The 25795-nt window shown below is 65.7% G+C and carries 27 protein-coding genes and 2 tRNA genes; 21 read left to right on the top strand and 8 right to left on the bottom strand.

All coding sequences use genetic code 11. From position 1 onward, the window contains the following. Positions 1-434 precede the first annotated feature (434 nt). Together BLQ75_RS01080 and BLQ75_RS24615 are read right to left on the bottom strand one after the other, a co-directional pair. Positions 435-1184: a transposase family protein gene (locus BLQ75_RS01080; protein WP_092596348.1), complete on the bottom strand. Its 750-nt coding sequence runs from the start codon at positions 1182-1184 to the stop codon at positions 435-437. An 801-nt stretch (positions 1185-1985) separates the two neighbouring features. Further along, positions 1986-2351 carry a tyrosine-type recombinase/integrase gene (locus BLQ75_RS24615; RefSeq protein WP_425286430.1) on the bottom strand — a complete coding sequence of 122 codons (366 nt, stop codon included), beginning with the start codon at positions 2349-2351 and terminating at the stop codon, positions 1986-1988. A 45-nt stretch (positions 2352-2396) separates the two neighbouring features. On the opposite strand from BLQ75_RS24615, the gene BLQ75_RS01070 reads away from it, so the two are divergent. Both BLQ75_RS01070 and BLQ75_RS22895 read left to right on the top strand, forming a co-directional pair. Then, a complete protein-coding gene (locus BLQ75_RS01070; RefSeq protein WP_092596345.1) occupies positions 2397-2867 on the top strand; it encodes an NUDIX domain-containing protein in 471 nt (156 codons plus the stop codon). Between the two features lie 307 nt (positions 2868-3174). Further along, positions 3175-4176 carry a DUF6414 family protein gene (locus BLQ75_RS22895; protein ID WP_139182874.1) on the top strand — a complete coding sequence of 334 codons (1002 nt, stop codon included), beginning with the start codon at positions 3175-3177 and terminating at the stop codon, positions 4174-4176. A 280-nt stretch (positions 4177-4456) separates the two neighbouring features. On the opposite strand, the gene BLQ75_RS22890 is transcribed toward BLQ75_RS22895, so the two are convergent. Beyond that, on the bottom strand, positions 4457-5044 hold the full coding sequence (locus tag BLQ75_RS22890; RefSeq protein WP_139182873.1) for a hypothetical protein: 588 nt from the start codon (positions 5042-5044) through the stop codon (positions 4457-4459). Positions 5045-5330: 286 nt separating this feature from the next. Beyond that, entirely contained in the window at positions 5331-6596 is a 1266-nt protein-coding gene (locus BLQ75_RS01060) for a tyrosine-type recombinase/integrase (RefSeq protein WP_211481092.1), read from the bottom strand. 7 nt (positions 6597-6603) lie between these two features. Here BLQ75_RS01060 and BLQ75_RS01055 point away from each other — a divergent pair, with 7 nt between their 5' ends. Continuing rightward, positions 6604-6741 (top strand): hypothetical protein, encoded by a 138-nt coding sequence (locus BLQ75_RS01055; protein WP_211481091.1) that lies wholly within the window; start codon positions 6604-6606, stop codon positions 6739-6741. A 130-nt stretch (positions 6742-6871) separates the two neighbouring features. Here BLQ75_RS01055 and BLQ75_RS23275 read toward each other — a convergent pair. Further along, positions 6872-6974: transfer RNA gene (locus BLQ75_RS23275), tRNA-OTHER, on the bottom strand. 567 nt (positions 6975-7541) lie between these two features. Between BLQ75_RS23275 and BLQ75_RS01050 the strand changes: the two genes are divergently transcribed. Together BLQ75_RS01050 and BLQ75_RS01045 are read left to right on the top strand one after the other, a co-directional pair. After that, positions 7542-7970 carry a winged helix-turn-helix domain-containing protein gene (locus BLQ75_RS01050; protein WP_170837259.1) on the top strand — a complete coding sequence of 143 codons (429 nt, stop codon included), beginning with the start codon at positions 7542-7544 and terminating at the stop codon, positions 7968-7970. A gap of 39 nt (positions 7971-8009) precedes the next feature. Next, a complete protein-coding gene (locus BLQ75_RS01045; protein ID WP_092596330.1) occupies positions 8010-8567 on the top strand; it encodes an NUDIX hydrolase in 558 nt (185 codons plus the stop codon). Here the strand turns inward: BLQ75_RS01045 and BLQ75_RS01040 are convergent. Continuing rightward, positions 8564-9691, bottom strand: coding sequence for an NsdA family TPR-like regulatory protein (locus BLQ75_RS01040; RefSeq protein WP_092596327.1), 1128 nt, complete (start codon positions 9689-9691; stop codon positions 8564-8566). The genes BLQ75_RS01045 and BLQ75_RS01040 overlap by 4 nt on opposite strands. A gap of 292 nt (positions 9692-9983) precedes the next feature. Here BLQ75_RS01040 and BLQ75_RS01035 point away from each other — a divergent pair, with 292 nt between their 5' ends. From BLQ75_RS01035 to BLQ75_RS24055, 15 genes are all read left to right on the top strand, one after another. Next, positions 9984-10271: a hypothetical protein gene (locus BLQ75_RS01035; RefSeq protein ID WP_092596315.1), complete on the top strand. Its 288-nt coding sequence runs from the start codon at positions 9984-9986 to the stop codon at positions 10269-10271. Beyond that, complete coding sequence (locus BLQ75_RS01030) at positions 10268-10654, top strand: hypothetical protein (RefSeq protein WP_092596312.1); 387 nt, start codon at positions 10268-10270, stop codon at positions 10652-10654. The genes BLQ75_RS01035 and BLQ75_RS01030 overlap by 4 nt, the downstream gene beginning before the upstream one ends. Next, entirely contained in the window at positions 10654-10941 is a 288-nt protein-coding gene (locus BLQ75_RS01025) for a hypothetical protein (protein ID WP_092596309.1), read from the top strand. Before BLQ75_RS01030 ends, BLQ75_RS01025 begins: the two co-directional genes overlap by 1 nt. Positions 10942-10946: 5 nt before the next feature. Continuing rightward, positions 10947-11207 carry a hypothetical protein gene (locus tag BLQ75_RS01020; protein ID WP_092596306.1) on the top strand — a complete coding sequence of 87 codons (261 nt, stop codon included), beginning with the start codon at positions 10947-10949 and terminating at the stop codon, positions 11205-11207. Beyond that, a complete protein-coding gene (locus tag BLQ75_RS01015) occupies positions 11204-12325 on the top strand; it encodes a hypothetical protein (RefSeq protein WP_092596303.1) in 1122 nt (373 codons plus the stop codon). Before BLQ75_RS01020 ends, BLQ75_RS01015 begins: the two co-directional genes overlap by 4 nt. Positions 12326-12417: 92 nt before the next feature. Then, a complete protein-coding gene (gene traA / locus BLQ75_RS01010) occupies positions 12418-12774 on the top strand; it encodes a plasmid transfer protein TraA (RefSeq protein ID WP_092596301.1) in 357 nt (118 codons plus the stop codon). A 50-nt stretch (positions 12775-12824) separates the two neighbouring features. Then, the gene (gene traB / locus BLQ75_RS01005; RefSeq protein ID WP_092596298.1) at positions 12825-14891 is read left to right on the top strand and encodes a plasmid transfer protein TraB; all 2067 of its coding nucleotides are present in this window, start codon (positions 12825-12827) and stop codon (positions 14889-14891) included. Positions 14892-15081: 190 nt separating this feature from the next. Further along, on the top strand, positions 15082-15441 hold the full coding sequence (locus tag BLQ75_RS01000; RefSeq protein WP_139182871.1) for a hypothetical protein: 360 nt from the start codon (positions 15082-15084) through the stop codon (positions 15439-15441). Positions 15442-15479: 38 nt separating this feature from the next. Further along, positions 15480-15899, top strand: a complete 420-nt coding sequence (gene ssb / locus BLQ75_RS00995) for a single-stranded DNA-binding protein (RefSeq protein WP_092596286.1) — start codon at positions 15480-15482, stop codon at positions 15897-15899. An 89-nt stretch (positions 15900-15988) separates the two neighbouring features. Further along, entirely contained in the window at positions 15989-16597 is a 609-nt protein-coding gene (locus tag BLQ75_RS00990) for a GGDEF domain-containing protein (protein WP_092596283.1), read from the top strand. A 58-nt stretch (positions 16598-16655) separates the two neighbouring features. After that, a complete protein-coding gene (locus tag BLQ75_RS00985; RefSeq protein ID WP_092596281.1) occupies positions 16656-17858 on the top strand; it encodes a bifunctional DNA primase/polymerase in 1203 nt (400 codons plus the stop codon). Next, a complete protein-coding gene (locus BLQ75_RS00980) occupies positions 17855-19513 on the top strand; it encodes a YfjI family protein (RefSeq protein WP_092596278.1) in 1659 nt (552 codons plus the stop codon). Before BLQ75_RS00985 ends, BLQ75_RS00980 begins: the two co-directional genes overlap by 4 nt. A gap of 313 nt (positions 19514-19826) precedes the next feature. Next, entirely contained in the window at positions 19827-20243 is a 417-nt protein-coding gene (locus tag BLQ75_RS00975; protein ID WP_092596277.1) for an RRQRL motif-containing zinc-binding protein, read from the top strand. 17 nt (positions 20244-20260) lie between these two features. Then, positions 20261-20455, top strand: coding sequence for a helix-turn-helix transcriptional regulator (locus BLQ75_RS00970; RefSeq protein WP_092596276.1), 195 nt, complete (start codon positions 20261-20263; stop codon positions 20453-20455). Beyond that, on the top strand, positions 20452-21825 hold the full coding sequence (locus tag BLQ75_RS24055; RefSeq protein ID WP_092596275.1) for a tyrosine-type recombinase/integrase: 1374 nt from the start codon (positions 20452-20454) through the stop codon (positions 21823-21825). Before BLQ75_RS00970 ends, BLQ75_RS24055 begins: the two co-directional genes overlap by 4 nt. Before the next feature lie 136 nt (positions 21826-21961). On the opposite strand, the gene BLQ75_RS00960 is transcribed toward BLQ75_RS24055, so the two are convergent. Next, positions 21962-22034 (bottom strand) — tRNA-Arg (locus BLQ75_RS00960). 263 nt (positions 22035-22297) lie between these two features. Between BLQ75_RS00960 and BLQ75_RS00955 the strand changes: the two genes are divergently transcribed. Continuing rightward, positions 22298-24409 carry an NB-ARC domain-containing protein gene (locus BLQ75_RS00955; RefSeq protein ID WP_092596274.1) on the top strand — a complete coding sequence of 704 codons (2112 nt, stop codon included), beginning with the start codon at positions 22298-22300 and terminating at the stop codon, positions 24407-24409. Between the two features lie 199 nt (positions 24410-24608). On the opposite strand, the gene BLQ75_RS00950 is transcribed toward BLQ75_RS00955, so the two are convergent. Next, positions 24609-25724 carry a hypothetical protein gene (locus tag BLQ75_RS00950; RefSeq protein ID WP_244515145.1) on the bottom strand — a complete coding sequence of 372 codons (1116 nt, stop codon included), beginning with the start codon at positions 25722-25724 and terminating at the stop codon, positions 24609-24611. Between the last annotated feature and the right edge of the window lie 71 nt (positions 25725-25795).

Below are 25795 nucleotides of genomic sequence, written 5' to 3'. Positions count from 1 at the left end.
GGATAATACCCTACCGCATGGAATACCTGCCCATTACTGGGCGAGCTGTGTCAATCAGAGGGTCCGATAAGTGACGGCGAAGACGGAATCCCGGATATTTCCTGGATATGCACCGGGTCCACCATTGCTGTCGAGATCGATGTCGGAAGTCGACTTATAGGACGCCCAGACAAACTGAGAAAAATTCATATGAAGGTTATGCACAGAATCGCTGACCAGGGGGTTTGTCACAGAGAAGGAGACAGGAAACTCCTCCCTGGAGAAGGCTTCCCCGCTGGGAACAACCCCGAGCGGAACTCTGGATAAACGAAGTCTCCCGCTTTTAATCGCGCACCTGCATAACCTTCATTAGCCGAGTCGGTGTATTTATTGAACGCGAAGTTTGAGCGATACTATTTGTATCTGTAATTATTGAAGGTTATGCACTGAACTGTTTACCAGGTCTCTTGGAGTCGTTGGAGTCCGGTGATGATGTGGAGGATTCGTTGGAGTTGGACGAGTGGGCGGCGGTATCGGCTGGCGAGGATGGTCCAGTTTTTCAGGTGGGCGATGGCGCGTTCGATCGGATAGTGTAGGAACGCTATTGTCGTGTTGGATTTTTCTCTGTCGGGGTCGAGTGTTCCGTTTTTCGGTGTTTTGGTGGGGTGGGTGATGGTGCTGCCCAGGTAGCCGAGATCGCCGATGGTGTTGGCATGGTTCAGCGTCTCGTGCAGTGATGAGTTCCGGAACACCGTGAGGTCATGGGTGGCGCCGGGAAAGATCTCCGAACACGTGAGAAGGTTCCCGTGGAGATCGGTGGTCAGCTGCAGGCGCACGCCGTAGCGTCGGTGTTTTCCCGAGTACGGTCTCTCCTGGTCACGACGGTTTCCTGTGGGGATGAGTACACCGTCGACGAGGGTGACTCGTCCGTGGAACTCCTCCAGTGGGGCGTGTATCTCGTCCAGGAGCTCGGCCAGGACGGGCTCGAACCGACGCAGCACCCGCGAGATTGTCGACTGACTCGTGTTCCGGAACGCCGCCAGTTGTTTCTGGGTCAGATTCGTCCGGTAGGACTCCAGTGTCACCACCAGAGCCATGAACACCGACACCGTGTTCCTCGGGTCCCACCGAATCAACCCACTGATCCGCTCAGTCAACCAGCACAGCTGGTCCTCACTCAGCCCTGTGGTATCCTCGTAACGCAACGGTCTTTCCTTGGCGTACAGCTTGTTCTTGGTCGAACAGCATGGTACCGGAAAGGCCGTTGCTTTTTATTAACTGCCCTCATCTTCAGCTCACTTGCATAGCCTTCAGTATTAATTCTTTCCGATTGGGAAATCTGTTGAGCGTTAGAGTTCGTCTGAACAAGGGAGACAATTAGCTGTGATGCGAAGGCTAGGACGGCGAGCGCAAGGGCAACAGTCGACAGAGTATCCGCACCTTGTATGCTCGCCACAACAACTAGCGTTCCCAGTGCCGTTATTGACAGGATGCCAAGGCTAATTGCAAGCCAGGCTCACGAAATGCTTAAGCGGCTTCCGTTTTGGCCCAGTAGGAATTCGTCTGGTTGATCCACCACAGGATGGATTAAACCATCTTGAAGGGGTGCTACGCCAAGGCTTACGAGGATGTCTTCGCCAGGGAACACAGATCAGCAGGATGATGGGAGCTGGTGCTCGTCTGCCGCGGCTGGGCGGTTACTGGGCCCAGACTAGCTACGGCTGGCCGAAAACAACGACAGACGACGCACAACGGCCGCTCTCACTAATCAGTTGCTCCCGCTATTCGGTCAGATAGCAAGAGGTGACAGCGATCAGTGCATCATGTCGAGGAGTACGGCCGGTAATCCACGGGGTGCAGGGAGGTGGAGAGTTGACTCAGAGTGGCGTCCGGTCGAACCCCAACCAGTGTGGGCAAGGTCCTGCCACTCAGCTGGCCATCAGGACACCAAGAATGACAATAAAGCTACGGAAAGTTAAGAACAACGTTTGACCAGGCCAACTGGCTTATTGACACCATCGGTGTTGGTTACGAAACCCGGTGAGTTGTTCCGCTTCAACGTGTAGTGGACGCCGTTTCGGCAGTTCAGCGGCCTGACTCGATTCGTCGTTCGTCAGGTGTTCGTCAGCGTCTCCCCAGACTTCGGCGCCTGTCCGGGCGGCTGCCTCGCGAGTCCGGCCCTCGGCTGACGGCCACGAGTGCGAGTAGGTGTGCAAGGTGATCGACGGTGTGGAGTGGCCGAGCGCCCGCTGCACGGTCACCACGTCACAGCCCGAAGCGATCAGCCTGCTCGCGTAGAAATGCCGTAGGTCGTGGCGGCGGACGTCTTCGCAGCCCGCTGCCTCCCGTACCGCGCGCCACCAGTACCCGATGCTGTGCGGGACGCCGTTTCGGCGTTGATCTGAGAGGCAGGGACCATGAGCAAGCGGGACTACTACGGCGATCCGCGGGCCCCGGCCGCCAACAGTCTGGTGGTGGCGGTGGCCGTGGTGGTTCGTGACGAGTCCGGTCGTGTGTTGTTGATCGAGCGCACCGACAACGAGCTGTGGGCCCTGCCCGGCGGAGCGCAGGACCTCGGCGAGACCACCCGCCAAGCCGCCCTGCGCGAGGTTGCCGAGGAGACCGGGCTGACGGTGGAGATCACCGGCATCGTCGGCATCTACTCCGACCCGCGACACGTGATCGCCTACGACGACGGCGAGGTCCGCCAGGAGTTCTCGATCGTGTTCACCGCCCGACCGGTGGAAGGACGACTACGGCCCAGCGGTGAGAGCCGCCGCGTGCACTGGGTCGATCCCGCGGAGCTGGATTCGTTGACCATGCACCCCACGATGCGGATGCGCATCGAGCACGCGTTGCAGGAACGTTCCGAGCCGTATCTCAGCTGACCGCCGCTGACTGGACCATCGACCAGCCCAGTCCCGGTGTGCGTGTGTGTAAAGTTTCTATTCTTCATCAAGGGAGGGCCCCTGCCGGGGCAGTCTGCTCGCGATTGGTGCGCTTGGCTCGGGCCGGACGACGGGCGTGTGGCTGGCGCCGATCCCGGCGCCAGCAGCCGAGCGTGACGCGGACGAGCGGGCGGTATCCCCAAGATACCGGGTGGAAGGCAGGCGGCCAGAGACCGCGGCGATGCCGCCTTTCAATAAGGAAAGCTGTAACGTTCGCCACCACGGGTTCGATAAGTGGGACATGACTATGTCCAATATACAATCCAGCGAGGATGCTCATGCGCAAGTACTTCGCGAGTTTCTATATGCCGACATTGACCGCGTCCGCTCATTGTTGGCGCAGCGCGTCGGTGGGGTTCCAGAACAAGACAGCAAGTCTGTATCAAGCACAAAGAAGTTCCACGCTGGAGTGCAAAAATGGCTTGGTCATGATAGTGGTCATACAGCCGAAGACTCACAACAAAGAACGCTCCTTGATGCCCTATTTCCGGAACTGGAAGAAATACTCGAATCAGAAGGGTGGCTAAGAGATATATCAGGCATTTTTGATGATTCAACTGTGAAAGATGTGCAAGCACTCCGAGAGCAAGCTCGAGAGGGATCGATAGTTCGCCTAACCGCCAATGGTCAACTCTTTGATTCCCAACACGTAGCGCAGGTACTGGCAAGTATGTCCACGTTGGGTGCAGGACTGGGGCGCCTCAATAGGGCATCCAATCCTCATGCGAAGAATGCACAAAAAGGAAAATCAGCAAAAAGCAAAAATTCTGAAGATAAGACGCTGGAAGACGCTGTAGAAGACTTTGATTCCTCTATATTTTCCGAGGCTGTTAATGCGGAACAGCTCCGGTCTTTTGTGCAAGTGTCAAGAGCGCTCTTTACGGATGGATTGCACTTGCTGCTATCGTCGCAAAAGGGGGTAGAATGGTCGGCTACGGCACGGCTTCAGCAGGGGCGAAGGTATCTTGATGCAGAGCCCGAAGTTCTGTTCTCGCGCTATGGCAGGCAGGAACAAGAATGGACTGTAGTAGGGACCATAGGGTTCTTTTCGAAGAAGCCTGATCTTGGAAAAATGAAGAACATGGACTTTATGGCCGCAAGTGGTGATGTTATCGATCGAAACAAGTTTGTTTCCGGTCTAAATTCAGTTATGGAAGATATCGCCGGACAGGGAATTGCAGACGCTCCACCGTTTCCTGGTTTTTCGATAATTCCTATGGCTGTATATCGGACAATTCCTCAGGCGTAGCCGCCGTGTTGACATAGACTACCCTTGAGGAGCTCGCCGTCCCCAGGTTCCAGACGGGTCGCCGGGATGGAAAGGCCCCGACATCGGTTGCGGTTCGGGAGTAGCCTAGCGTCCTCATATCCCCTGACCTTCCCGAGAGGAATCAGGCCGTGTCGGGGCGCAAGTCTGGCATTAGGGTGTACTACTGGGTTCAGCGGTTGCGCCCTTGACATGGCCTGATCGGGCGAAGCCAGGTCAGACGGGATGAGGACGAGGTTCCCCTTTGCTTGGCGCAAGCGAATCACCGGCCCGAGATTCTTCCTACTCGTGATCGCAGTTCCATTGCTACCAGCACATACTGTGCCGCACGAGCAGGCGTAATGTCTGCGTCCTCATGAACAACCTGATTGCGTACCTCGCTGACCGAACGCACGCTTGTCATGGTCTCGTCATCAATACGGCCATCGGCGTGCAGGAGCCTTGACAGCTGAGGTGTGCTGCGGCGTTTGGAGTCTTTAAGGACTCCGGACTCTTCTGCAACACGAGACAGTTCGATTTCCAGAAGTTGGAACGCCTTCAAGAGAGCACCGGTGGGAGATTTGGATGCCAAGGCCAGCAACTCCTCGGTATGGGGATCCTCGGCAGTATCCGAATCCGGGCGTTCGTTTTGAAGTTGCGCCGCCCCCACCATCGCCTGTTCAGTTTGGTCCAGCTGCTGTTCCCACTCGGCTTCAATGGGCCCAGCCTTCACGCGTTTCAGGCTACGACCTGCGGCCATCCCTTGAGCCAACGCAGTGATCGGCTTTCGGAATATCACAAGACCGACGGATACCAAAACAGGCCAAGCCAGCACCCCGACCAGGTCCGCTATGAACTGGAGCCAAGACATGAAAAGTGATCGTAGCAGGATGTGGGCTGTGCCTACTCTGAGTTTCCGTCCGAGGTGGCGAGCTTTGACATTGATCATGCACGCTTGCTCTGACTGGGTACAGGCATGATCGCGCTGTTCGTTTCCCAACTCCTCAGCCCGAAGACCCGCACCAAACCGCACTGAAGATCCGCGAGACGGTGCTTGAGCACTAGTGATCAGCCAGACAGACCGCTTCGCATGAAGCTGGTTTCGTAGGTCTGAAGCAAAGTTTTTCTCCTTGATCACAGCGCAAGGACCTGTGTACCTAGTGAGCTGCTTGGGGACCCCTATGAGCAACTGTCGCACGTCGTCCGCGGGCGACGTCGATGAGTCCTTCCTGCCTGAGCAGTGTGATTGCTCGCTGCACGGTCCCGGTGGAGAGGTCGTGGGTGGTGGCGAGGTCGGTGACGGTGGGGAGTTCGTCGCCGGGGGAGTAGGTGCCGGTGGTGATGGCGTCGCGGAGTTCGGCGGCGAGGTGTTCGTAGGGGCTGCGGGGTCGGCGGTTGGCGGGCTCGGGTCTGGGGACGGTGTCGGCGATGGTGTTGGCCGCTTTGCGGTCGGCTTCGGTGACCCAGCCGGCGTAGGTGTTCAGCGTGGTCACGCCGCCGTCGACGTGGCCGAGGCGACCCGCGACGGTGCGCAGGTCGGTGCCGTTGGCCAGCAATTCGGTCGCGGAGTAGTGCCGTAGTGCGTGCAGCCGGGTGCTGCGCAGTTCGAGGCGTTGGGCCAGGCGTCGGTAGCGCTGGCTGACGCTTCGGGGCAACAGCGGAGCGGACCCGTCGGGTTCGGTGCTGAAGACGAACGCGTTGTCGTCGAAACCCGTGCCGAGGGCGGCGCAGTTCGACCGCGCCTGCTCTCGATGCTCCCGCAGCAGCTCGACGGTGTGCGTGTCCAGCGCGATGCGGCGACGCTGCCGCGTCTTGGTGCTCTTCTCCCGGGCACGCTCGCGCGTCTTGGAGTAGCTGCGCTCGATGGACAGCATCCCTGCCGCGAGGTCCACATCGCCCCACCGCAGCGCGCACAGCTCACCCCTGCGGCACCCGGTGACCATGGTCAACCACAACAGCAGACACCACTGTGGATCCTCCGAGGCTTCCCGCAACAGACTCGCGGCCTCGGCGGCCGACGGCGGGTCGGGTTCGCTGTGTTCGAACGACGGCGGCTGGGCGATTTCGGCCTGGTTGACCGAGAGGTAGCGCCAGCGCACCGCCCGGTCGAAGGCGGAGCGGAAGATGAAGTGAATCTTGCGCACGGTGTTCGACGCCAGCGGGGTGCACTCGTGGTCCTTCGCGCGTTTACCGCCGCACAGGTCCTTGCAGGCGCGCAGCCGGGCGTAGCAGCGCTCCAGCAGTTCGGCGTCGATCTTCGCCGCGGTCGTGGTGCCGAAGGTCGGTTCGATGTAGAGCCGGATCAGATCCTGGTAACGCTCGCGGGTGCTGTCCTCGTGCCGCGCGACCTCCAGCCACTGCTCCAGCACCTGCGAGACCGTGACGTTGCTGCGCGGGTGCCGCTTCTCGTCGACCTGGCTCAACGGGGGAGTGGCCCCGACCACCGTCGCGAAGTGGGCCGGACACTCCGTGGCGGTGCTGCTGGACGTGTACGCGGCCTGCCTGGACGGTGAGGAGGTTCGCGCCCGAGCTCAGGTCGAATCCGCCCTGGGTGGGCAACGCACGTGAGCCGTGTACGCACACTGTACGTGGAGCGTCGTAGAAACCTGAGCTGAGTTGGGTACAACCAGGTAACCGTGAAATAGCTCTGTGGGCTGTCCGTGCAGCTCACAGGGCCTTTTCCGGGGCTGGTGAGGGGCGCCCTCGGCAGGATTCGAACCTGCGACACCCGCTTTAGGAGCGGGCTTCGCTGTCTTGAATCGAATGCCTGTTGTGCTGGAGAAACTGCCATTCCGGAGAGCGAGCAGAAGTGCTGTGTCCACGCATTGTCCGCACGGGTGTGTTTGACGTAGGTGACTCGAAGCGTCGTACGCACTACGGAAGATAGGACTCCCCTCGGGAGCTCATCAGAGAACCATTGGGCGGTAGCGGACCATCTCCACGGGTGCGGAGAGCACGGGCACTGGGCGATCCCTGGTGGGCACATCGACGGACCACCTCCACGAGCGTGGAGAGCACCGATGCGTGTGCCCCATCGTCACGGATTTCAGCGGACCACCTCCACGAGCATGGAGAGCACTCCCCGGTCTCGTCGATGATGCTCGTCAGCAGCGGACCACCTCCACGAGCGTGGAGAGCACCCTCTGCGAGCAGGAGTTTTGGAAAGCCTTCTGCACGTTTTGGAGGCATTGACAATACACGAAGGGGCAAGACGACGCTGCTAGATGGCTTGGTTCCTCCGTAAGCACGCTCTTGGCATATGTGCGCAATACTGGTTGTCATGCATGCATGCATGGAAGGAAATTCCTGTCGCGGAAGCATAGGGGCCGCAGTAAGGGGCGAGCGTGGCTGACCGTGGAACGTACCGTGTGATCGCTTCTGAGCTGGAGCGGCAGATCAAGGCAGGGCACTACGCTCCTGGCACCCTGCTGCCGTCGGAGTCGAGTCTGGCAGGCGAGCACTCGGTGGCTCGGAACACGGTTCGCTCCGCGCTCGATGTACTCGAAGAGTCCGGGCTTGTCGAGGTGCTGCCCGGTCATGGTCGCCGAGTCGTAGGGGAGCCCGCATCTCCGGGTGATGCCACGACCGCGTACGAGCGGTTGGCCGCTGAGTTCCGGGAGCGGATAGCGGCCGGGGAGTTTCGGTCTGAGATGCCGCTTCCCGGTGAGGCACGGTTGGCCAAACAGCACGGCGTTTCGCGGAATACGGTCCGTCGAGCTTATCGCTTGCTGGCGGACGAGGGCACGATCGTGATTCGGCACGGGGCTGGTGCCTTCGTGGCCCAGCCGGACGAGTGAGACGACCGCACAGCGGCAGATCGGTGGGAACAGCCCGAGATGGAGCAGCCGAACAAGAGCGGCGAGTGGCTTGTGCACGGTGAACGGACGATCTACGAGAGCGAGTGGGTCCGCCTCGGGCTGGCCGACATCACGGTGCCTTCCGGGGAACGGTTCGAGCACCACAAGGTGTGGCTCCCACCGGCGGCGATGATCCTCGTGCTGAACGAGGACGAGAGCCACGTCCTGCTCTCCTACCGTCATCGTTTCGTGTCGAACGTGTGGAACTACGAGCTGCCCGGTGGGCTGCTCAACGAGGACGAACCCGCGGCCGAGACAGCAGCGCGTGAACTGGAGGAGGAGACCGGTTACCGCGCCCGCTCGGTCGAGCACCTCGTGACGTTCGAGCCGATGATCGGCACCGTCACCAATCCGCATCACGTGTACCTCGGCCGTGACATCGAGACGGTCGGCGACGTTTCGGAACTGGACGAGGGAAAGTTCCACTGGGTTCCGGTCAGCGAGCTGCGGAACCTGGTGTCATCCGGCCAGATCGTCAATTCCGGAACGCTGGTTGCGGTGCTGCACTACCTGGCGTTCAGCTCAGGTGGTTATTAGTTCTGAAGTTTTTGGATGCGTGCGCGCTGGCGAGCAGATCCGGTGTTTCCGGCCAGTTCGTCAGCGCGTTTCGCGTGCTTTCGTGCTTCCTCTTCCTCGCCCCGTGCTTTGAGAGCCATCGCGAGGTCCACTCGCGCCCCAGCCTCCGCACGTCGAAAGTCTCCACCAGCGAGCCCTGATAGGGCGGAGTTCAGATCATTGACCGCTTCGGCCGCTCCCAGACGCGCCAAGCAGTGGCCACGCCAGCGGGCCAGGTGCGTACTGTTCAGCGCGAGGAACGGAAGTTCAGGATCACTGTCTCCTGGCTCATTCGGCAGGAGCCGGTCGGCTTCGTCGAGTGCCTTGTAAGTGCCGCTGACGTCGCCAGCGGCTGCGCGCATTTCCCCTTCGGCCGCAGCGAGCCAGCTACGCATCCGAGGGTGGATTTTGTCCTGGTCTTTCGAGCGGGCTCGCTGTACGAGCGTGAGCGCTTCGGATGGACGTTCCGCGTCCAGCAGAACGTAGCCCTGCTGCGCTGTCACGTGCGCGAGAATGGAAGGGTTTTCCGACTCTCGTGCTCCGGTTTTCGCGATTTCATGCATCTGCCAAGCATCTCGTGCGTTACGCATGTCCAGAGCTTGCCAACCGGAGAGTGCGGAAGCTTCCGCGAGGGCGGCGGCCAGCATCTCCCGAGCGTCTCCGGGGACGGCGTACTTCAGCATTTCCTCTATTTGCTGAACGTGACTACTGGTCTGTTCGAAGAGACGTTCTGCTCCCAACCTGCGGTCGAGCAGTCGAAAGTTCTGTGTCTGGTTCTCGAAGAGCTCTACCAGGGACGAATCGACCTCCGTGAACTGAAGACGTTCGTTCAGATCGCTCGACGTTTCGTCGAATTCCTGAGAGTCGATCGGTGTAAAACCGAGCTCGGCAGGAGAGCGGCCGTAAGCTGCGCAGAACGGTGCGTGGTACTGCTCCGGAACGATCCGTGAACCCTGTTCCCAGTAGCGCATCTGACGATTGATGCTTTCGTCGGTGACGAACAGCGGTTGCCCCAGCTCTTCGGCTGAACGCTTCAGCTTGCGTATGGCCTGCTGTTTCGTGAGACCGAGCTCCTGTCGCACACGCAGCAGTGGCGTGGCTTCCATGAATCCCTCCAGGTGCCTGTTCGCTCTCACTCTGCACAGGGGAGGACCGGCCAAGCAAGCAGGTCCGTCCCCTTCGGTCCCCCTCTCGTCCCGTGTTGATGAGCCGTCCGAGCGGCCAATCTCGGAGACGTCGACGCGATGAGTCGGTTCAAGCCGGAGGGTTGACAGAGCAAGAAGACATGTGCCATACCTGTACTTAACAGGTTGGGTACCTGTTCAGAAACAAGGCGAGGTTCCCCACAGCCGCCACTGCGGGGAACCGGAATCGGGCCAGACGAGAGGAGCCGACCCGATGAACATTTTCCCAGAACAACCGGACCGAATATCGGATGACCTGGAGCCGACCGCCGAAGAGCTCGCTGCGGTCGAGGCTCCGTTGCCTGAGTGGGATCTGCTTCGTGTGCGGCGGTTTTACGACCGTCTGATCGCCGAGGAGCTGCGTGTGGGTGCTCTGGAGGCGGTCGAGGCCGCAGGCGAGGGGCTGCCGGTGCGGCGGACGTCGTCGGGGGCTGTGCTGCGGCTGGTGCGTGGCCGGGCCGCTGGCTCTGGTGAGGGCTTCGTTGGGGGTGAGGCGGCATGAAGGCTGAGGTCGCGTTGATGCCGATGGTGCACACCCCTGCGGGGGCGCTGGGGTTGATGACGTCGTTCGAGGTGGGCGGTGCGGTGTTTCAGGTTCCGCGTCCGCTGCATCAGGTGCAGGGCTCGGTGGTGGTCACCCCGGATATCGAGGTGGACGAGTCGGGGCGGGCGTTGTCGCTGCGGCTGGATCGCTGGCTGGTGATGCGGGTGGAGGGCAAGCGCCAGTTGCCGATGCGGCTGGTGGACATGGCCACGGCCACGCGGGCGGCCAGGGAGTTTCTGGATGATCCGGGCATCGGTTGGGGCAGTGCGGAGGCCGAGCTCGAGTCGTGGGCGATGGCTTGGGTGGAGCGGGCCAACGCCGCTGAGGGAGGTGGTCGCTGATGGCGACGGCGGTGCGGATCGCGACGTTTCCGTTCCGGGTGGCGTGGCGACTGGTGAAGTTGCTGTTTCTGCCGGTGCTGATCACCGGGCTGGCGTGGATGGTTCTCGGTGTCGAGTCGCGGTGGTTTCTCGGGATCGCCGCGGTGTGTGGTGTGTGGACTGCTGGGGTGGTGCGGCTGTGGTGGCTGCACACCGTGGGTGAGCTGCGTTCGCTGGGCCGGGGAACGGTCGATGTGCGTACCCAGGCCGAGGCCGATGCCGGGCCGAGCCGGAAGGGCCGGAGGTGAGCGCGATGTCGATGGCGAGCCGAGCCTTGGTGGATCTGCTGGGAAGGATGCCGCGCCCGTTCGCTGCGGCGGCCGAGCGGGCCGGGTGGCTGCGGGACAAGGCCCGCGTGTTGGAGCTGATCGCGGCCGACTACGACGTCGAAGCCGCTGCGGGATCCGAGTTGGCCGCTCGTGAGGCGGAGCGGAGTCGTCAGGCGGCGGTCGAGGCCCGGCAGCGGGCCGAACAGGTGATCAGTCTTGCTGGTTCGGGAGGTGAGCAGCAGTGACGCAGATGTCGTATCGGGATCCGCGTGCGGCGCGGACGGCGGCCAAGGCTGAGGCGGAACGGGCTCGGGCGGATGCCGAGGCGGTCAGGGCCGAGACGCAGCGTGCGGCGGCCGAAGCCGTGGACGAGCGTCGGCGGGCCCAGCGGGCCGAACGGGCCGAGCGGGTGCGGTGGCGCCGGGCGGAGCGTCGGCAGCAGCTGGCCACGATGGCCCGCTGGGTGGGCTCGCATCAGATCGAGCTGTTGATGAGCCTGATCGTGGTGGTGCCGGGGCTGCTGGCGTGGTCGGCGATGGCCGCTTACGGCGTCGAGATCTACGGCCCGCTCGGCGGGGTGTTGCCGCTGTTTTCCGAGGGCGCGATGTGGGCGTTCGCGTTCGCGGTGCACCTGGCCCGCCGTCAGGGACGCCCGGTGGGGTGGCTGCACGTCGGGGTGTGGACGTTCGCCGCGGTCAACGCGACGTTGAACTTCCTGCACGGCCTCGACGTCTCCGGCGTGCTCGTCGGAGTGGTCATGGCGCTGGTCGCGGTCGGCGGTGTCGTGGCGCACCAGTTGATTACGGCCGCACCGATGCGCACCCGCCGCAGCCGGGCGGACAAGGACCACGCCCGCACCCAGCGGATCGCCCACCGGCGGGCGGTGCGCATGGAACGGGCCGCGGTGCGGCACGCCATCGGCGAACTGGCCACCGACGGTTCGGTGCGACTGCGGTACGCCCCCGGTGTGGTCACCCTGTCCCGGTGGGGCCGCCGGCTGCGTCCGGCGGTGGTTCCGGGGTTGGTTCCGCGTGGTTCCCACCAGACCGAAGAACCCGGCACCGGGGAGCAGTTGGCCGCCGAGATCACCGACTGGTTGTCCACTGCGGCCCACGGTCTGCCGGGGGCGACGGAACCGGCGGGAACAGCGAAAACACGCTCACACAACGGCAGTGAGAGCCAGTCGGGAACCAGCGAGTACCTGGCCGAGATTCGCCGGGCCATCGCGTCCGGCGAACTGGAACCGAACCCGACCCGACGCCGGGTGCAACAGCACCTCGGAGTCCGCGCCACCACCGCCCAACGAGTGCTACGAGCACTACGCCGCAACCACGGCGACGGGCCGAGCGAGGTAGCCGCGTAACCCACTCCGCTACGGCGGATTCCCAGATTCGGCAGCCGTCCGGGCTGTCTGGTCGGTAAGTCCCTGGTGTTTTCGAGAAAGGCGGGTTTGTCATGGCAGAGCAGGGTTTCAGCTTGGGTGAGCCGGAGTTCTTTTCGCCGCGGGCGGTTCGGGAGTACTGCGAGAACGGGCGCAAGTTGATTCGGCCGCTGTATCACGAGTTGCACGTCTCGGCGGAGGAGCTGGAGATGGTGCTGCGTGACGTGCAAAGCGCCAATCCTCAGCTGTTCGGGCAGGACTCGAAGGTGCGGGCTCGGATCGTGGCCAAGCATCTGCGGCAGTCGGCCGAGGCGGTCGAGGTGGCCTCGGCCTCGTTGGCGCGGACGTATCAGTCCTTCCGCAAGCACTATTTGGCCGAGGCGAACGCCAGGTCGCGGCCACGCCGTCAGTTCGACGTCACCGACCAGTAAGCCAGTGATCGCGGTGACCGCGAGGCCATCGGGAAAGGAGTGTGCGAACAATGGCCAGTCAGCGTAAGCGTGGCGGTGACCTCGCGGTCACCGGCGGCACCCTCTCGGAGTTCGGGTATCAGAAGCCGAAGGGCCACTGGGCCTCCCGTTTGGCTCCCTACGCGCCCGAGTGGGTCGGCGGGTTGGCGGTGTGGCCGGTCTCTGCTGGGGCGCACCTGTGGTTCGCCTCGGCGGAGGTGATGCCCTGGGCCAGTTCGGGGCTGACGCTGCTGGGTGCCGGGCTGACGGGGGTGACCTACTACTGCGCCAGGGCTCGGGCGGCGGTGGTGCGCCAGTTCGCCACCGCCACCGTCGGGGTCACAGCCGCCTGGACCACGGCGGCCACCATCGCCGGGCCGTGGCAGAGCCCGTTGTTGGAGCTGTGGGCTTTCGGCGGCGGTGGTGTCGCGGTGGCCTGGAGCATCCACAAGACCCTCAAACGCGGTGGCGACTCCGAATCCGGGGGATCGGCCACCTCGGATCTGTTCGACAAGGTCAAACTCTCCGGCGTCAAGACCGGCAAGCTGGAGGTGCAGCCGAACAAGGTCACCGGCCCGTTGCGGCTTCCCGCCGGGGAGGTCGAGGTGGCCGATGTGCAGAAGGCCTCGGACAAGATCGCGGCGATGCTGGGGCTGCGCAAAGGCGCGGTGCGCGTCACCGAAGACCCCACCGACGCGTCGAAGGCCCAGTTGACGGTGGTGGCCGAGGACGTACTCAAAGACCCCCAGGCATGGCCGGGCCCCTCGGCCTCGGGCGGGTCGATTCTGGAGCCGCTCCAGCTGGGCGTCTACGAGAACGCCGAGGTGGTGCGGCTGTGGCTGCCCGGTGACCCTTCGGTCCCGCGCAACGCGACGCATGTGCAGGTCAACGGGATGAACGGCTCCGGCAAGTCTGGCGGGTTCAAGCTCGCCGCCACCGAGATCCTCACCCGCCGCGACGTGGTGCTGATCGTGCTGGACCCGTCCAAGGGTGATCAGACCGTCAGTTTCCTGCAGGACTCGACAGCGCACCTGCTCACCGAGACGGGGCGGTGCAAGAAACTGCTCAAAAAACTGCCCCAGGCGATCACCGACCGGGCCTCCCAGCTGGGCCAGTGGGGCATGGACCAGTGGGAACCGGCCGCCTACGACCAGCACGGCATGCCCTACATCGTGGTGTGGGTCGAGGAAGCCTCCAAGCTGCTCAAAGACGTCGACCAGTTCGACACCATCGCCCAGGAAGCCCGCTCGGCCGGGATCTCGCTGGTGCTCTCGCAACAGAAGTCCAGCTACCGGCAGATGAGCACCGACGTGCGCTCCCAACTTGGCGCGGCGCTGTGCTTCGGCGTCAAAACGGGCGAGGACGCCGGGTTCTCCCTGTCCGACACCACGATCGACGCCGGGGCGCGGCCCGAACAGTGGCAGAACCGCCGCCCGGGCTGCCTGTACCTGGAAGGCCCGGGCATCGACGAGGAGCTGTTCGCCACCCCGGCACGCACCTACACCCACCACGATGCGGACCTGACCGCCGCCATCGTCGAGCACGCCCCGCAAGCCGCGGAGTTGGAAGCGGCCACCGCCGCAACGCTCGGCCTACCGAGGAGCCCACGCCACGACCACGACTCCAACCAGCACAGCACGACCCAGCAGGACGGAGGAACCGTCGTGCCCCTACACACCACCGGCCGCAGCACCGAGCCCACCAACCACGACACCACGGTCGAAGACGACCTCGACCAACTCGACCAGCTCGAAGACCACGACGAGGACGACCCCGACGAGAACGTCCTCGCACTGCCCGAACCCCACGAACCCGACCTGGAGGTCGACCCCGACGCCGAACTACCCCCCGAAACCAACACCACCGCACTCCCACAGCCCCGGCCGAGCCTGGCCCAGGCACGGGCCAACCTGCACGACTGGATCGGTCGACAAACCACCGTGTTCGGCCCCAAAGACGTGCCCACCGAGCTACACGGCCGCGACCGCTCCTGGGCCTCCCGCGAACTGGCCCGCCTGGCCGACGAGGGACTGATCACCCCCGCCGAGGAGACCGGCAGCTACCACCCGCACCCCGACGACGAGCAACACGCCGCGTAACCACCCGCCGGGGGCGTGGCTGTGTACACAGCCCGCACAGCCACACACCCCGCCAGCCCGGCCCTACGCGCGAGCGCGCGCACGCGCGCGAAAACCCTAGTTGATCATGCACACCCGACGCGGTGGCGACACTGCACACCCCAGTGCACACACAGAGAGTAATCAAATGGAGAACGGGAAGGACCACGCCATGCCTCAAGACGCACTGCCGACCGCCCTCGACCATCTCGTTGAGACCGCCCACGAGTTGCGCCACGCCTCCCGCACCGTGAGCAACCCCTACGAGGCGGCCCGCGCCTTTGACCGCTCCATGCAGATGACGCTCGCTCTGCAGGACATGGCCGACGTGCTGCGCCGCCGCGCCCGCGACCGCGCCGAAGATCCCGACAACGGTCTCACCAACCAGCAGCGCGCCGCCTATGCGGAGACCTTCGAGGCCTTCCACAAGCTCGTCCGTGACTGCATCGGCATGACCGCCGGGCTGCAGGGTGTGGCCCGCGCCCTCGACGGACTCGACCGCACCACCCGAGACACCACCGCCGGTCTGTAACCCCGAATCACTCCCGCACATCGACAAGGAGCCTGCTCATGCCGGGACTGCCCGAGGTGACCGTGGCCGCGACGATGGTCGCCGACCCTGAGATCAAGTACTTCGATTCCGGGGTGTGCGTCGCCAACTTCACCGTGGCCGCCAACGACCGCAAGTACGACCGCGACCGCGGGGCGTGGGTGGATGCCTCGGCCACCTTCCTGCGGTGCCAGATCTGGCGCCAGGAGGCCGAGAACGTGGTCGAGTCGCTGTCGAAAGGCGACCGCGTGCTGGTCACCGGAGCGTTGAAACAGCGCTCGTGGGAGACCGAGCACGGCGAGAAACGCAGCCTCATGGAACTCGCGGTCACCGAGATCGGGGCCAGCCTGAAGTTCGCCACCGCCACCGTCCGCAAAGCCACCCGCGACACCGCCACCGGTGAGCCCGCGGCGCAGCCCGCCGGGCCGCCCCCGTTCTGACCCACGGATTTGTCACAGCCCGGCCAGGCCCCTCGCCTGCCAGCAACGGCCTGGCCGGGTTCCCACTCCCACATGGAAGGGAAGTACCCATGCTGCCAGACATCGCCCTGACGCTGGGCACCGCCGGATGGGCCACGGCCGCCACCATGCTGGCCTGTCGCTACCACGCCCGGCTGCACACCGACCCGCTGACCGGGCTCGGCAACCGCGCCGCGCTGTACCGCACCGCCCGACGTTGCTTCCGCCCGCGCCGGGGCGCGGTGGGGCTGCTCATGGTCTACCTGGACCACTTCAAAGCCCTCAACGACACCCACGGCCACGCCTTCGGCAACCGCGTGCTGGCCGCCGTGGCCACCCGGCTGGCCGAAACGACTCAGCCGCGGGAACGAACGGTACGGCTGCACGGCGACGAATTCGCCATCTGGCTCGGACCGACCACCACCCTCGGCCACGCCGAAGCCCGCGCCGAGGCCATCACCCGAGCCCTGGCTGAACCGCTCTGGATCGACGGGCACCGGCTGAGTGTGCTCGGCAGCGTCGGACTGGCCACCGCCCCAGCGGGCACCCCCTTGTCCGAGCTACTGGCCCAGGCCGATGCGCACATGTACCAGGTCAAAGCCACCCGAAAACTCACCGTGCTGCCCACCCGCTCCACCCGGCCCCGCGACCAACACCCCCACGGAGGTCACGCCGCATGAGCCCCCACTCCGCCCGTCTGTCGCCTACGCACAGCGCTGTTCACGGAGGTGAGTCGCAGTGAGTAGTCCCTATCAGGTGGCCTGTTGGCTGGCCTGGCACGGCTTCGCCGTGTTCCCGCTGCGCCCGCACAGCAAACGCCCGTTCGGCAACTGCCGCGCCTGTGGCCACGGCCGCTGCACCACACCCCACGAATGCCCGTGTCTGACGAAGGCTCGCCCGTGTCACGGGCTGCTGGCCGCCACCACCGACCTCGGCCAGCTCGCCCGGTGGTGGCGCCACACCCCGCGGGCCAACGTCGGTATCCACACCGGACGGTCCGGGCTGGTGGTGCTCGACCTCGACCGCAAACCCGAACCACCCGCCCCAGCCGCCCCCGACATCCCCACCCCGGTCACCGACGGGCTGCACGCCCTCGACGCCCTGACAGCCGCCGAGCAGGTGACCTGGCCGGACACGCTCACGGTCAAAACCCCCTCGCAGGGACGGCACCTGTACTTCCGCTGCCCCGAGGGCCTGTCGGTCTCCAGCGACGCCACCGGCCGGGTGGGGCACCAGATCGACCTGCGCGCCGACGGCGGCTACGTCGTCGCCCCCGGCTGTGCGATCCACGCCCCACCCGAAGACCGGGACGGCACCTACCAACGCTGCTCGCCCACCACCGGCATCGCCGAGCTTCCCGACTGGCTGCGCCACCGGGTGCTGCCACCGGCCCCGGCACCGGCCGAGCCCGCGCCCCGACAGGCTCCCAACCTCGGCGCGGGGCGGAGCGGGCAGCACACCGCCGCCTACTGGCGCCGCATCTGGCACGACGAGCTCGACAAGGTCGAAACCCGCCCCGGCGAACGGTGGCGCCTGCTGTATGCCGCCGCCCGCCGGCTGGCCAACCTCGCCACCCACGACCACGCACCCTGGAGCGAAACCGAGACCACCGACGCACTGCTGGCCGCCGCGCTGCGCCGCCGACAGCGCACCGGCAAACCCACCGAGGAGTCCACCGCCCGCCGCAACATCGCCCGCGGCTGGCTACGCGGCACCCACGACACCCCCGACAGCCTCCACGGACTCGGCCGAACACGGCCCACCGGCCGGGCCGAGACACCGGCAGCACCGTCCCGAGCCGACACAGGCCCACTCAGCCAGCAACCGAACAGGGGTTCCGGGCCGCCGAGAGCCTCCACAACGGACACCTCGGACGGCACCGGGGCATCGGCCCACCCGCCGAACACCCCAGCCACAGGCCACCACCAGGAGGCCGCGTGAGCCTGCCACAACCCCAAACACCCGGGCTGGGGCGCATCCAACGCCCCAGCCCAGACCCCACCTCCGACAAGGACACCACCGACACGACCATGCCCACACACCTCACCGCCATCCCCAACCCAACCGAGCCTGACCACACCCAGACCGCCACCCGCTCCGCCGCAGGTTGGGAGCCTCCGGTGTCGCTGGGCGAGACCCGCACGCGGCCGGAGTTTCCCACCCACACATTGACGGGCTGGCTCGGCGAGATGGTCGAAGCCGTGGCCGAGGCGACCCAGACACCGCCCGACCTGGCCGGTTGCGTCGGCCTGGCCGCGCTGTCCACCGCCGCCGGAGGCCGTGCCCTCGCACGCCCCCGTACCGGCTGGGACGAGCCGGTCAACATCTACACCGTGGTGGCCCTGCCCCCGGCGACCCGCAAGACTCCGGTGTTTCGCGCCATGACCCGCCCGTTGCAGCGCGCCGAAGCCGAACTGCTGGAAAAAGCGCGCCCGGTCATCGAACAAGCACGGCTGGAACGCAAAACCGCCGAGGCCACCCAGGAAAAGGCCGAACGGCAGGCGGTGAGCAAAGACGGCGACGAACACGAGCAGGCCATGGCCGATGCGCTCGACGCGGCGTTGCAGGCCCAAGGCACCGAGGTGCCCGACGAGCCACGACTGATCGCCGACGACCTCACCCCGGAAACCGCGGCCTCGATGCTGGCCCAGCAGAACGGGCGCATCGCCGTGCTCTCGGCCGAAGGCGGCATCTTCGCCATCCTGGCCGGGCGCTACTCCGGCACTCCCAACCTGGACGTGTTCCTGAAAGGCCACGGCGGCGACATGATCCGCATCGACCGCAAGGGCCGACCCTCGGAATGCATCGACAACCCCGCCATCACCCTCGGGCTGACCGTGCAACCGGCCATCATCGACGAGCTGTCCCAGACCGCGCTGTTCCGCGGCTCCGGGCTGCTGGCGCGGTTCCTGTACTCCCTGCCCGACAGCCGCGTCGGCCGCCGGCTCGCCGATCCACCACCCGTGCCCGAGCACACCGCCAACGTCTACGACGAACGGCTCCGCAACCTCGTCCACACCCTCAACAGCTGGACCGACCCCGCCGTGCTGGCCTTCACCGCCGAGGCCAACCAGGTACTCATCGAGATGCACAACGAGATCGAACCCAAACTCGACCCCCAACGCGGCGAATGGGCCCACATCGGCGACTGGGCGGGCAAACAGATCGGGCAAACCGTGCGGCTGGCCGCGCTGCTGCACCTGGCCGCCCACCCGAACGAACCCTGGACCGTACCCGTCGAGGCCGACACCGTCAGCCGCGCCCGCGAACTGACCCGCTACTTCACCGCCCACGCCCTGGCCGTGTTCGACCGGCTCGGCGCCGACCCCGACCTGGAAGCCGCCCGCACCCTGCTCGACTGGATCCAACGCACCGGGCAGGAAAGCTTCACCAAGCGCGAGGCCCACCGAGCCAACCGCGGCGAACGCTTCCGCCAGGCCAACGACCTCAACCCCGCCCTGGCGCTGCTGGAAGACCACGGCCACATCGCCTACGTCGAACCCACCCGCACCGGCCCGGGACGCCCACCCAGCCCCCGTTACTACACACACCCCATCCACCGACGCCAGAACCCTGGACAGAATGGACACAATTGACACAACCCCGCCAACAGTGGCGAACCTCCAGCGCACAGCCTTACAAAACTATCGGCGTCCCGCTGGACACAACTGGACAGAATCTGGACACAAATCACCGGTCGCCCCCGTCAGGCAGGCATCCCACCCGGCCCGATCCGGGCTCCGCGCAGGCCTCGACCTAATTCTGTCCAAATTCTGTCCAATACTGTCCAAACCGGTAGCCACCGCACTTCGGCCCGGTGACCAGCATAAACACGGCTGAAACCCGGATTCTGTCAATTCTGTCCATTCTGTCCAGGCCCCGCGTGTGCTCACCGACCGGGAGACACCCATGCCCAAACGCCGCTACGAAACCAGCCTCGACTGCTACGACCCGAACGCCGAACGCCACCCACTCCCGACCTACCCCTGGAAACAGGCACCGCTGCACCTGGTCACCCGCCGCCAGCTCCGCGAAGCCGGACTCTGCCCCGGCGGACACCCACCCGCGGCCCAATGCCTGCGCCCCCGCAAACGCCGCCCCACCCAACCGCTCCGAGCCTGGCTCTACGACGCCCGACTGGCCACCGAGAAACGCACCCCCAGCCCCGCCCAACTGGCCGCCGTCACGGCCATGAACCGCGCCCACCGCATCTGCGACACCTGCCGACGCGACGTCGGCTACCGCATCCCAACCACCCCACCACTGCGGGGCGAATGCCTCGACTGCCACGAGACACGAACCCACCCACACCAGGAAGCAGCCTGACCGGAAAGGAGACACCCATGCCCAAACGCAGCGGCAACTGGATGACCGTCGCCGAGTTCTGCGAAGAGCTCGGCATCGCTCGGTCCACCTTTGATCTCTGGCGTGCCAAGGGCACTGCCCCGAGATGCATCCGCCTGCCCAACGGATCACTGCGCATCCGCCGCACCGACTTCGACACCTGGCTCGACACACTGGAGGATAACGCCGCATGACCGACACCACCTACGACGTCCGCATCTGGCAGCTGAAGGTGCGCAAGAACGACAAGGGCAAAATCACCAGCTACGGAGTCCGCTGGATCGTCGCTGGTGAAGAGTTCTACGAGTCGTTCAAGAACTCAGCGCTCGCCGACAGCTTTCGCTCGGAGTTGATGAGTGCCGCTCGAAAGGGTGAGGCATTCGTCAAAGCGACGGGTAGGCCTGTGTCGATGAGTCGGCAGCAGGTCGACGTAACGTGGTACGAGTTCGCTTGCCAGTATGTCGACGCGAAGTGGGACTTCGCGGCCGCGACCTACCGCAGAACCATCGCGGAATCCCTGACCAGCGTCACTCCGGTGATGTTCTCCACCCGCCGTGGCAAGCCCGACGACAAGGCCATCCGCTCCGCACTGACCCTCTGGGCCTTCAACACCGCCCGGCGGGACTCCGTCGAGCAACCTGAGCACGTAACCCGGACTCTGCGGTGGATCGCGAAGAACTCCAGGCCGCTGTCCGATGTTCTGGACCTGCGCACCGTTCGGGCGATGCTCGATGCCCTGTCCACCAATGTCGACGGTTCGAAGGCTGCCTCCAGCGTCGCTCGACAGAAGCGAATGGTGCTGTCCAACTCCCTGAACCACGCTGTCGAGTGGGAGAAGCTACCCCGCAACCCCGTGCCGGAAGTCAAGTGGTCGGCCCCCAAAGCAACTCGGGCGGTTGACCGCCGCTCAGTGCCCAACCCGATTCAGGCACGCACGATCCTCAACGCGGTGAAAGAGGTCCAGCGCAGCGGCCCACGTCTCTACGCGTTCTTCGCGGTGATGTACTTCGCCGCCCTGCGCCCCGAAGAGGTGGTCACGTTGAAGGCGTCGAACCTGACTCTTCCGAGCAAGGGATGGGGCGAGATCATCTTGGACAAGGCGAGTCCGCACGCGGGATCCCAGTGGACCGACTCCGGCGAGACACGGGATGCCCGTCCGCTCAAACACCGGGAGCCAGGTGAGGGAAGGCCCGTGCCGTGTCCGCCGGAACTCGTGGGGATCCTGCTGGAGCATTCGCGGATGTACCCGCCCGACGGCGACGACCGCGTGTTCTACGGGGAGAAGGGCGGTCGGATTCCGCAGATCACCTACATGCGGGCGTGGCGGGCGGCGCGGAAAGCGGCACTGACTACACAAGCGTTCAACTCCCCGTTGGCGAAACGACCGTACGACCTGCGGCACGCCGCCGTGTCGACCTGGCTCAACGGGGGAGTGGCCCCGACGACCGTCGCCAAATGGGCCGGACACTCCGTGGCAGTACTGCTGGACGTGTACGCGGCCTGCGTCGATGGTCAAGAAGTGCAGGCCCGACGCCAAGTGGAGGATGCCCTCGGCGGCCAGTAGACGCGGACTCTGTCCGTACATTGTCCGCGCAAAGCTGTAGTGAAGTAGGTACAGCTGGGTACAGCCAGGTAGTCGCGAACTGGCTCTGTGGGCTGTCCGTGCAGCTCACAGGGCCTTTCCCAGAGATGACGAAGGGCGCCCTCGGCAGGATTCGAACCTGCGACACCCGCTTTAGGAGAGCGGTGCTCTATCCCCTGAGCTACGAGGGCCTGTGCGATTGTCCGCCGGATCAACGACCCGGTTCCGCACCAAAGGATACCGGCTCGCCGAACCCGCTCGACACCGCCCCCATCGCCCGGACTCACCCTCGGGGACGTTCCCGGAGGCCCGAGGCTGGGGAGCCGCCGAGCCAGGGCCCGCGCCCACCCGGTCCGCTCCCTCACCGTCCCGCCTCGCCCGGTTCTTCCCGGAGGGTTCGCGCGTATGGTCAACTTCCCGTTACCGTGTGCGAGACGACGGCACTGGGGTGACCATGACCAACGAGTACCGCGGCGACGCCCACAACGTCGTGCAGGCGGGACAGGTGGGCAGCTTCGAGCAGCACCTGCACTTCCACGGGGCGGGCACGCCCACCCCCGAACGTCCGGTGAGCGTCCCCGCCGAGCCCGTGCTGCTGGTCGACCGGCAGTGCGAGCGCGACAGGCTGCACAGTGCCCTCGAGAATCCTCCGCGGGCGAACGGCTCGTCGGGCGCCGCGCTCATAGCCCTGTGCGGTCTCAGCGGCATTGGCAAGAGCACGCTCGCGCGGAGCTTCTCGTGGCAGGTGCACGAGCGGTTCGAGGACGGCTTCTGCTACATCGACTGCCACGCCCGCCCCGACGCGGGTTACGGCGAACTCGCACGATCGTGCCTGCGCAGGATCGGCATCGCCGATCGTGACATTCCGGCCCTGGACAAGGACGCGGTGCAGCTGCTGCGGGACCGCACCCGTGGTCGCAGGATGGGTTTCGTCTTCGACGGCCTGGTGCGCCCGCACCAGCTGCGCGAGCTCAGGCTCGCTGCCCCGGAGAGCATGATCCTGTTCACCAGCCAGCACCGCGCGGCCGAGTTCCCCTCCACCGAGGTGAGCTCGATCGACCTCGATCGGCTCTCCCACGAGCACGCGGTCGAGCTGCTCGCCCGGATCACGGAGACGGACCTCGACGCGACGGATCCGGACGTGGTGCGGCTCGTCGAGCGCTGCGGCCGCACCCCGCTGGCACTGGAGTTCGTGGGGAGGAAGATCCGCAGGCTCGCGCACTGGACCCCGCGACGCGCAGCCGACTGGCTCGCCGACCCCGAGCACGGACTCCAGGTCCTGCACGACAACCCCGAGGTTCGCGACACCCTGGAGCTCGCCGTCACCGATCTGCCCGCCGAACAGGCCGTGCTCTACCGGCTGCTCGGGGCGAGCCCCTGCCTCACCTTCGAGGCGGGGGCGGTCGCCGCGCTGCTCGACACCGATCCCGAGGAGGCCGAGGATCTGCTTCACGAGCTGCGTGCCGCCAACCTGGTGCGGGGCCCCGACAATGGCCGTTTCCACCTGCACGACCTGGTGCGCGTCCACGCCGGCGAACGCGCGGCGGACCTCGACGGCGAGAGCTCCGAGGCGGCCCACCGGCGGCTGGTCACCCACTACCGCCGCCTGGGTGCTCACGCCGACCGGGCCGTGATGGAACCGACCAGACTGCGGGTGGCCGGTGATGAGGATCTCGTGCGCGGCGAGGACAACCCGTTCACGAAGCCGGGCGCGCTGCGTTGGCTGGAGGCCGAGTTCCCGAACATCCTCGCGCTGGTCCACGACGCCCGTCACCGCGGTGACGCCGAAACGGTCCTCGCGCTCTGCGACGGTCCGTTGTGGACGCTGCACAACCATCACAAGCACTACGAGGAGACGCTGCGGGCCTTCGAGGCGGCGACCGGGGCGGCGTCCCGGTTGGACGATCCTGTGGCGCTGGCCAGGACGCGGATCCTGCGCACCAGGGTGCTGATGGAGTGCCACCGCTTCGCCGAGGCCCACGAACAGGCCGACCGAGCTCGGGAGGCGGCCGCGAGCGCGGGCCACCGCCAGGTGTTGGCCTCGGCCTACGAGTTCCACGGGCGGGTCTACCTGGAGCAGCGGGACTACGAGTCCGCGACGGAGCTGTTCCGCTCCGCGTGGGAGATCAGTGAGCAGCTGGGCAAACCCCGGGGCATGGCCCTGGTGGAGCACTTCACCGCCCAGGCCCACAGCGGACTCGGCGAGCAGGAGAAGGCCCTGGAGTACCTGGAGACCGCGGCGGCACGGCTGGCGGACTTCCCGAACGACTGGCGCACCTCCGCCAAGGTGAAGGTGACCACCGGAACCGTGCTGCGGCGCATGGGACGGCACCGGCAGGCCGTCGAACGACTCGAACTGGCGATCGCGGAACTGAGCGCTCACCGCTGCGAGGAGCACGACGAGAAACTGCTGTTCGAACTGGCCTCGCCGTTCGAGGGGCTGGCGCGGTCGCTGCGCGAGCTCGGCGAGGGGGAAAGGGCCGAGAAGTGCCTGCGGGAGGCCGCCGCGATCTACGAACGGGCGGGCAGCCCGGAAGCCGAGCGTGTCCGCGCCGAACTGGACTGATCGAAGTCCTTTCTCCTCGACGTGTTTCCCGGCGGCCCCGACTCGCGCTCGCCTCGGTCGCGGAGCCATCGAGCGGGTACCGCCGCCCTCGTGAGAATCCGAGACGGACGTCCGTGTGGGGCTTAACCGCGTGAGTGACCTCCCACGACGCCGACGGGTCGGGAGGAACCGTGCGATGGGGAAAGCGCCGGTGGGTGAGTCACTCGGGCACGAACGGGTCCACGGGTCGTGCGGTGGCTCGCCACGGCGGTTCGGGCAGTTCCAGCAGCTCGTAGAGGGCGCGCCGCAACTCGCCCGCCGCCCGGTCCTGGTGGGCGAACGTCTCGGCGGCCAGCTTCTCGTACTCCGGCACCGGTGCGGCGGCCGCGATCTGTGCCGTCAGCTCCGCGTCGTCGCGCAGGTACTCGGCCCGTCTCCCGAGTTCGTGCCTCGGCGTGTCGGCGATCACCTCCCGGGTACCGAAGCTTCCCAGCAGCAGCCGTTTTCCCAACGTCGCCGCGTAGAGTCCCAGGGAGCCGTGGTCGGCGATCACGGTGTCCGCGGCGACCAGCGCGGCCTTCCAGCCCCGATCCGGCGGGATCAGTACCAGCCCCGCCTCCCGTGCCCGTCGTGTCCAGTGTTCGATCTGCCAGGAGCCGTGCCAGTCCCAGACGTTCGGGTGCAGCACCAGCGCGACCGCGTGGGTTTCGGAGGGCAACGCCCCCACCAGTTCCCGGGGCAGCTCCGGCCTGCGGGCGAACAGCGCGCGACTTCCCCAGGTGGAGGTGAGCACGACGAGTTCCCGGTCGCCGACCCCCAGCGCCTCCCGGTACCGCTTCCGGGCAGGGAGGCTGGCCCGCAGCCGGTCGAAGCAGGGATCGCCCACCACGCGGGCCAGAGACCGCAGTGAGGGGCTGTCCGGGGGAAGCAGCTCCAGCTGGTCGTGGTGCGTCAGGCACACCGAAGTGGGGATCGGCTCGCCGTCCCGCAGTAGCTGCTCCTCGGACAACCCCGCCACCGCCGGGCCGAACCCGGCGGCGGAGGGCAGGTGTTTGTGGTGCCCCGCGCCGTGCGAGAGGGTGAGCACCGGCATGTCGAGTTCGTGCAGCGCACCGTTGCCGCTGGGGGATACCGCGAGGGCGAACTCCGTCGAGCTCGCCCGCTCCCACGGCACCACGCGCATCCCCGCCCGGCGGAAGTGATCGGACAGGTCGGTATCGAACGCCGAGCCCGTCGCGCGGGTGAAGCGGGTCTCCACGCGGAAGTCGTCGGCGAGCAGCGGGAGCACATCACCGAGCCGGTCCAGCGCGGTCAGGTTGCGCACGACCCCCAACACGCGGCGACGTACCGGAACGGTGCCCCACGGCTCCCGGCTCCCGGCTCCCGGCTCCCGGCTCCCGGCTCCCG

Source organism: Actinopolyspora xinjiangensis, assembly GCF_900104475.1.
GTDB classification, from domain to species: Bacteria; Actinomycetota; Actinomycetes; order Mycobacteriales; family Pseudonocardiaceae; genus Actinopolyspora; species Actinopolyspora xinjiangensis.
The sequence above is the reverse complement of the archived record's forward strand: the minus strand, read 5'-3'. Positions and strand labels throughout refer to the sequence as shown.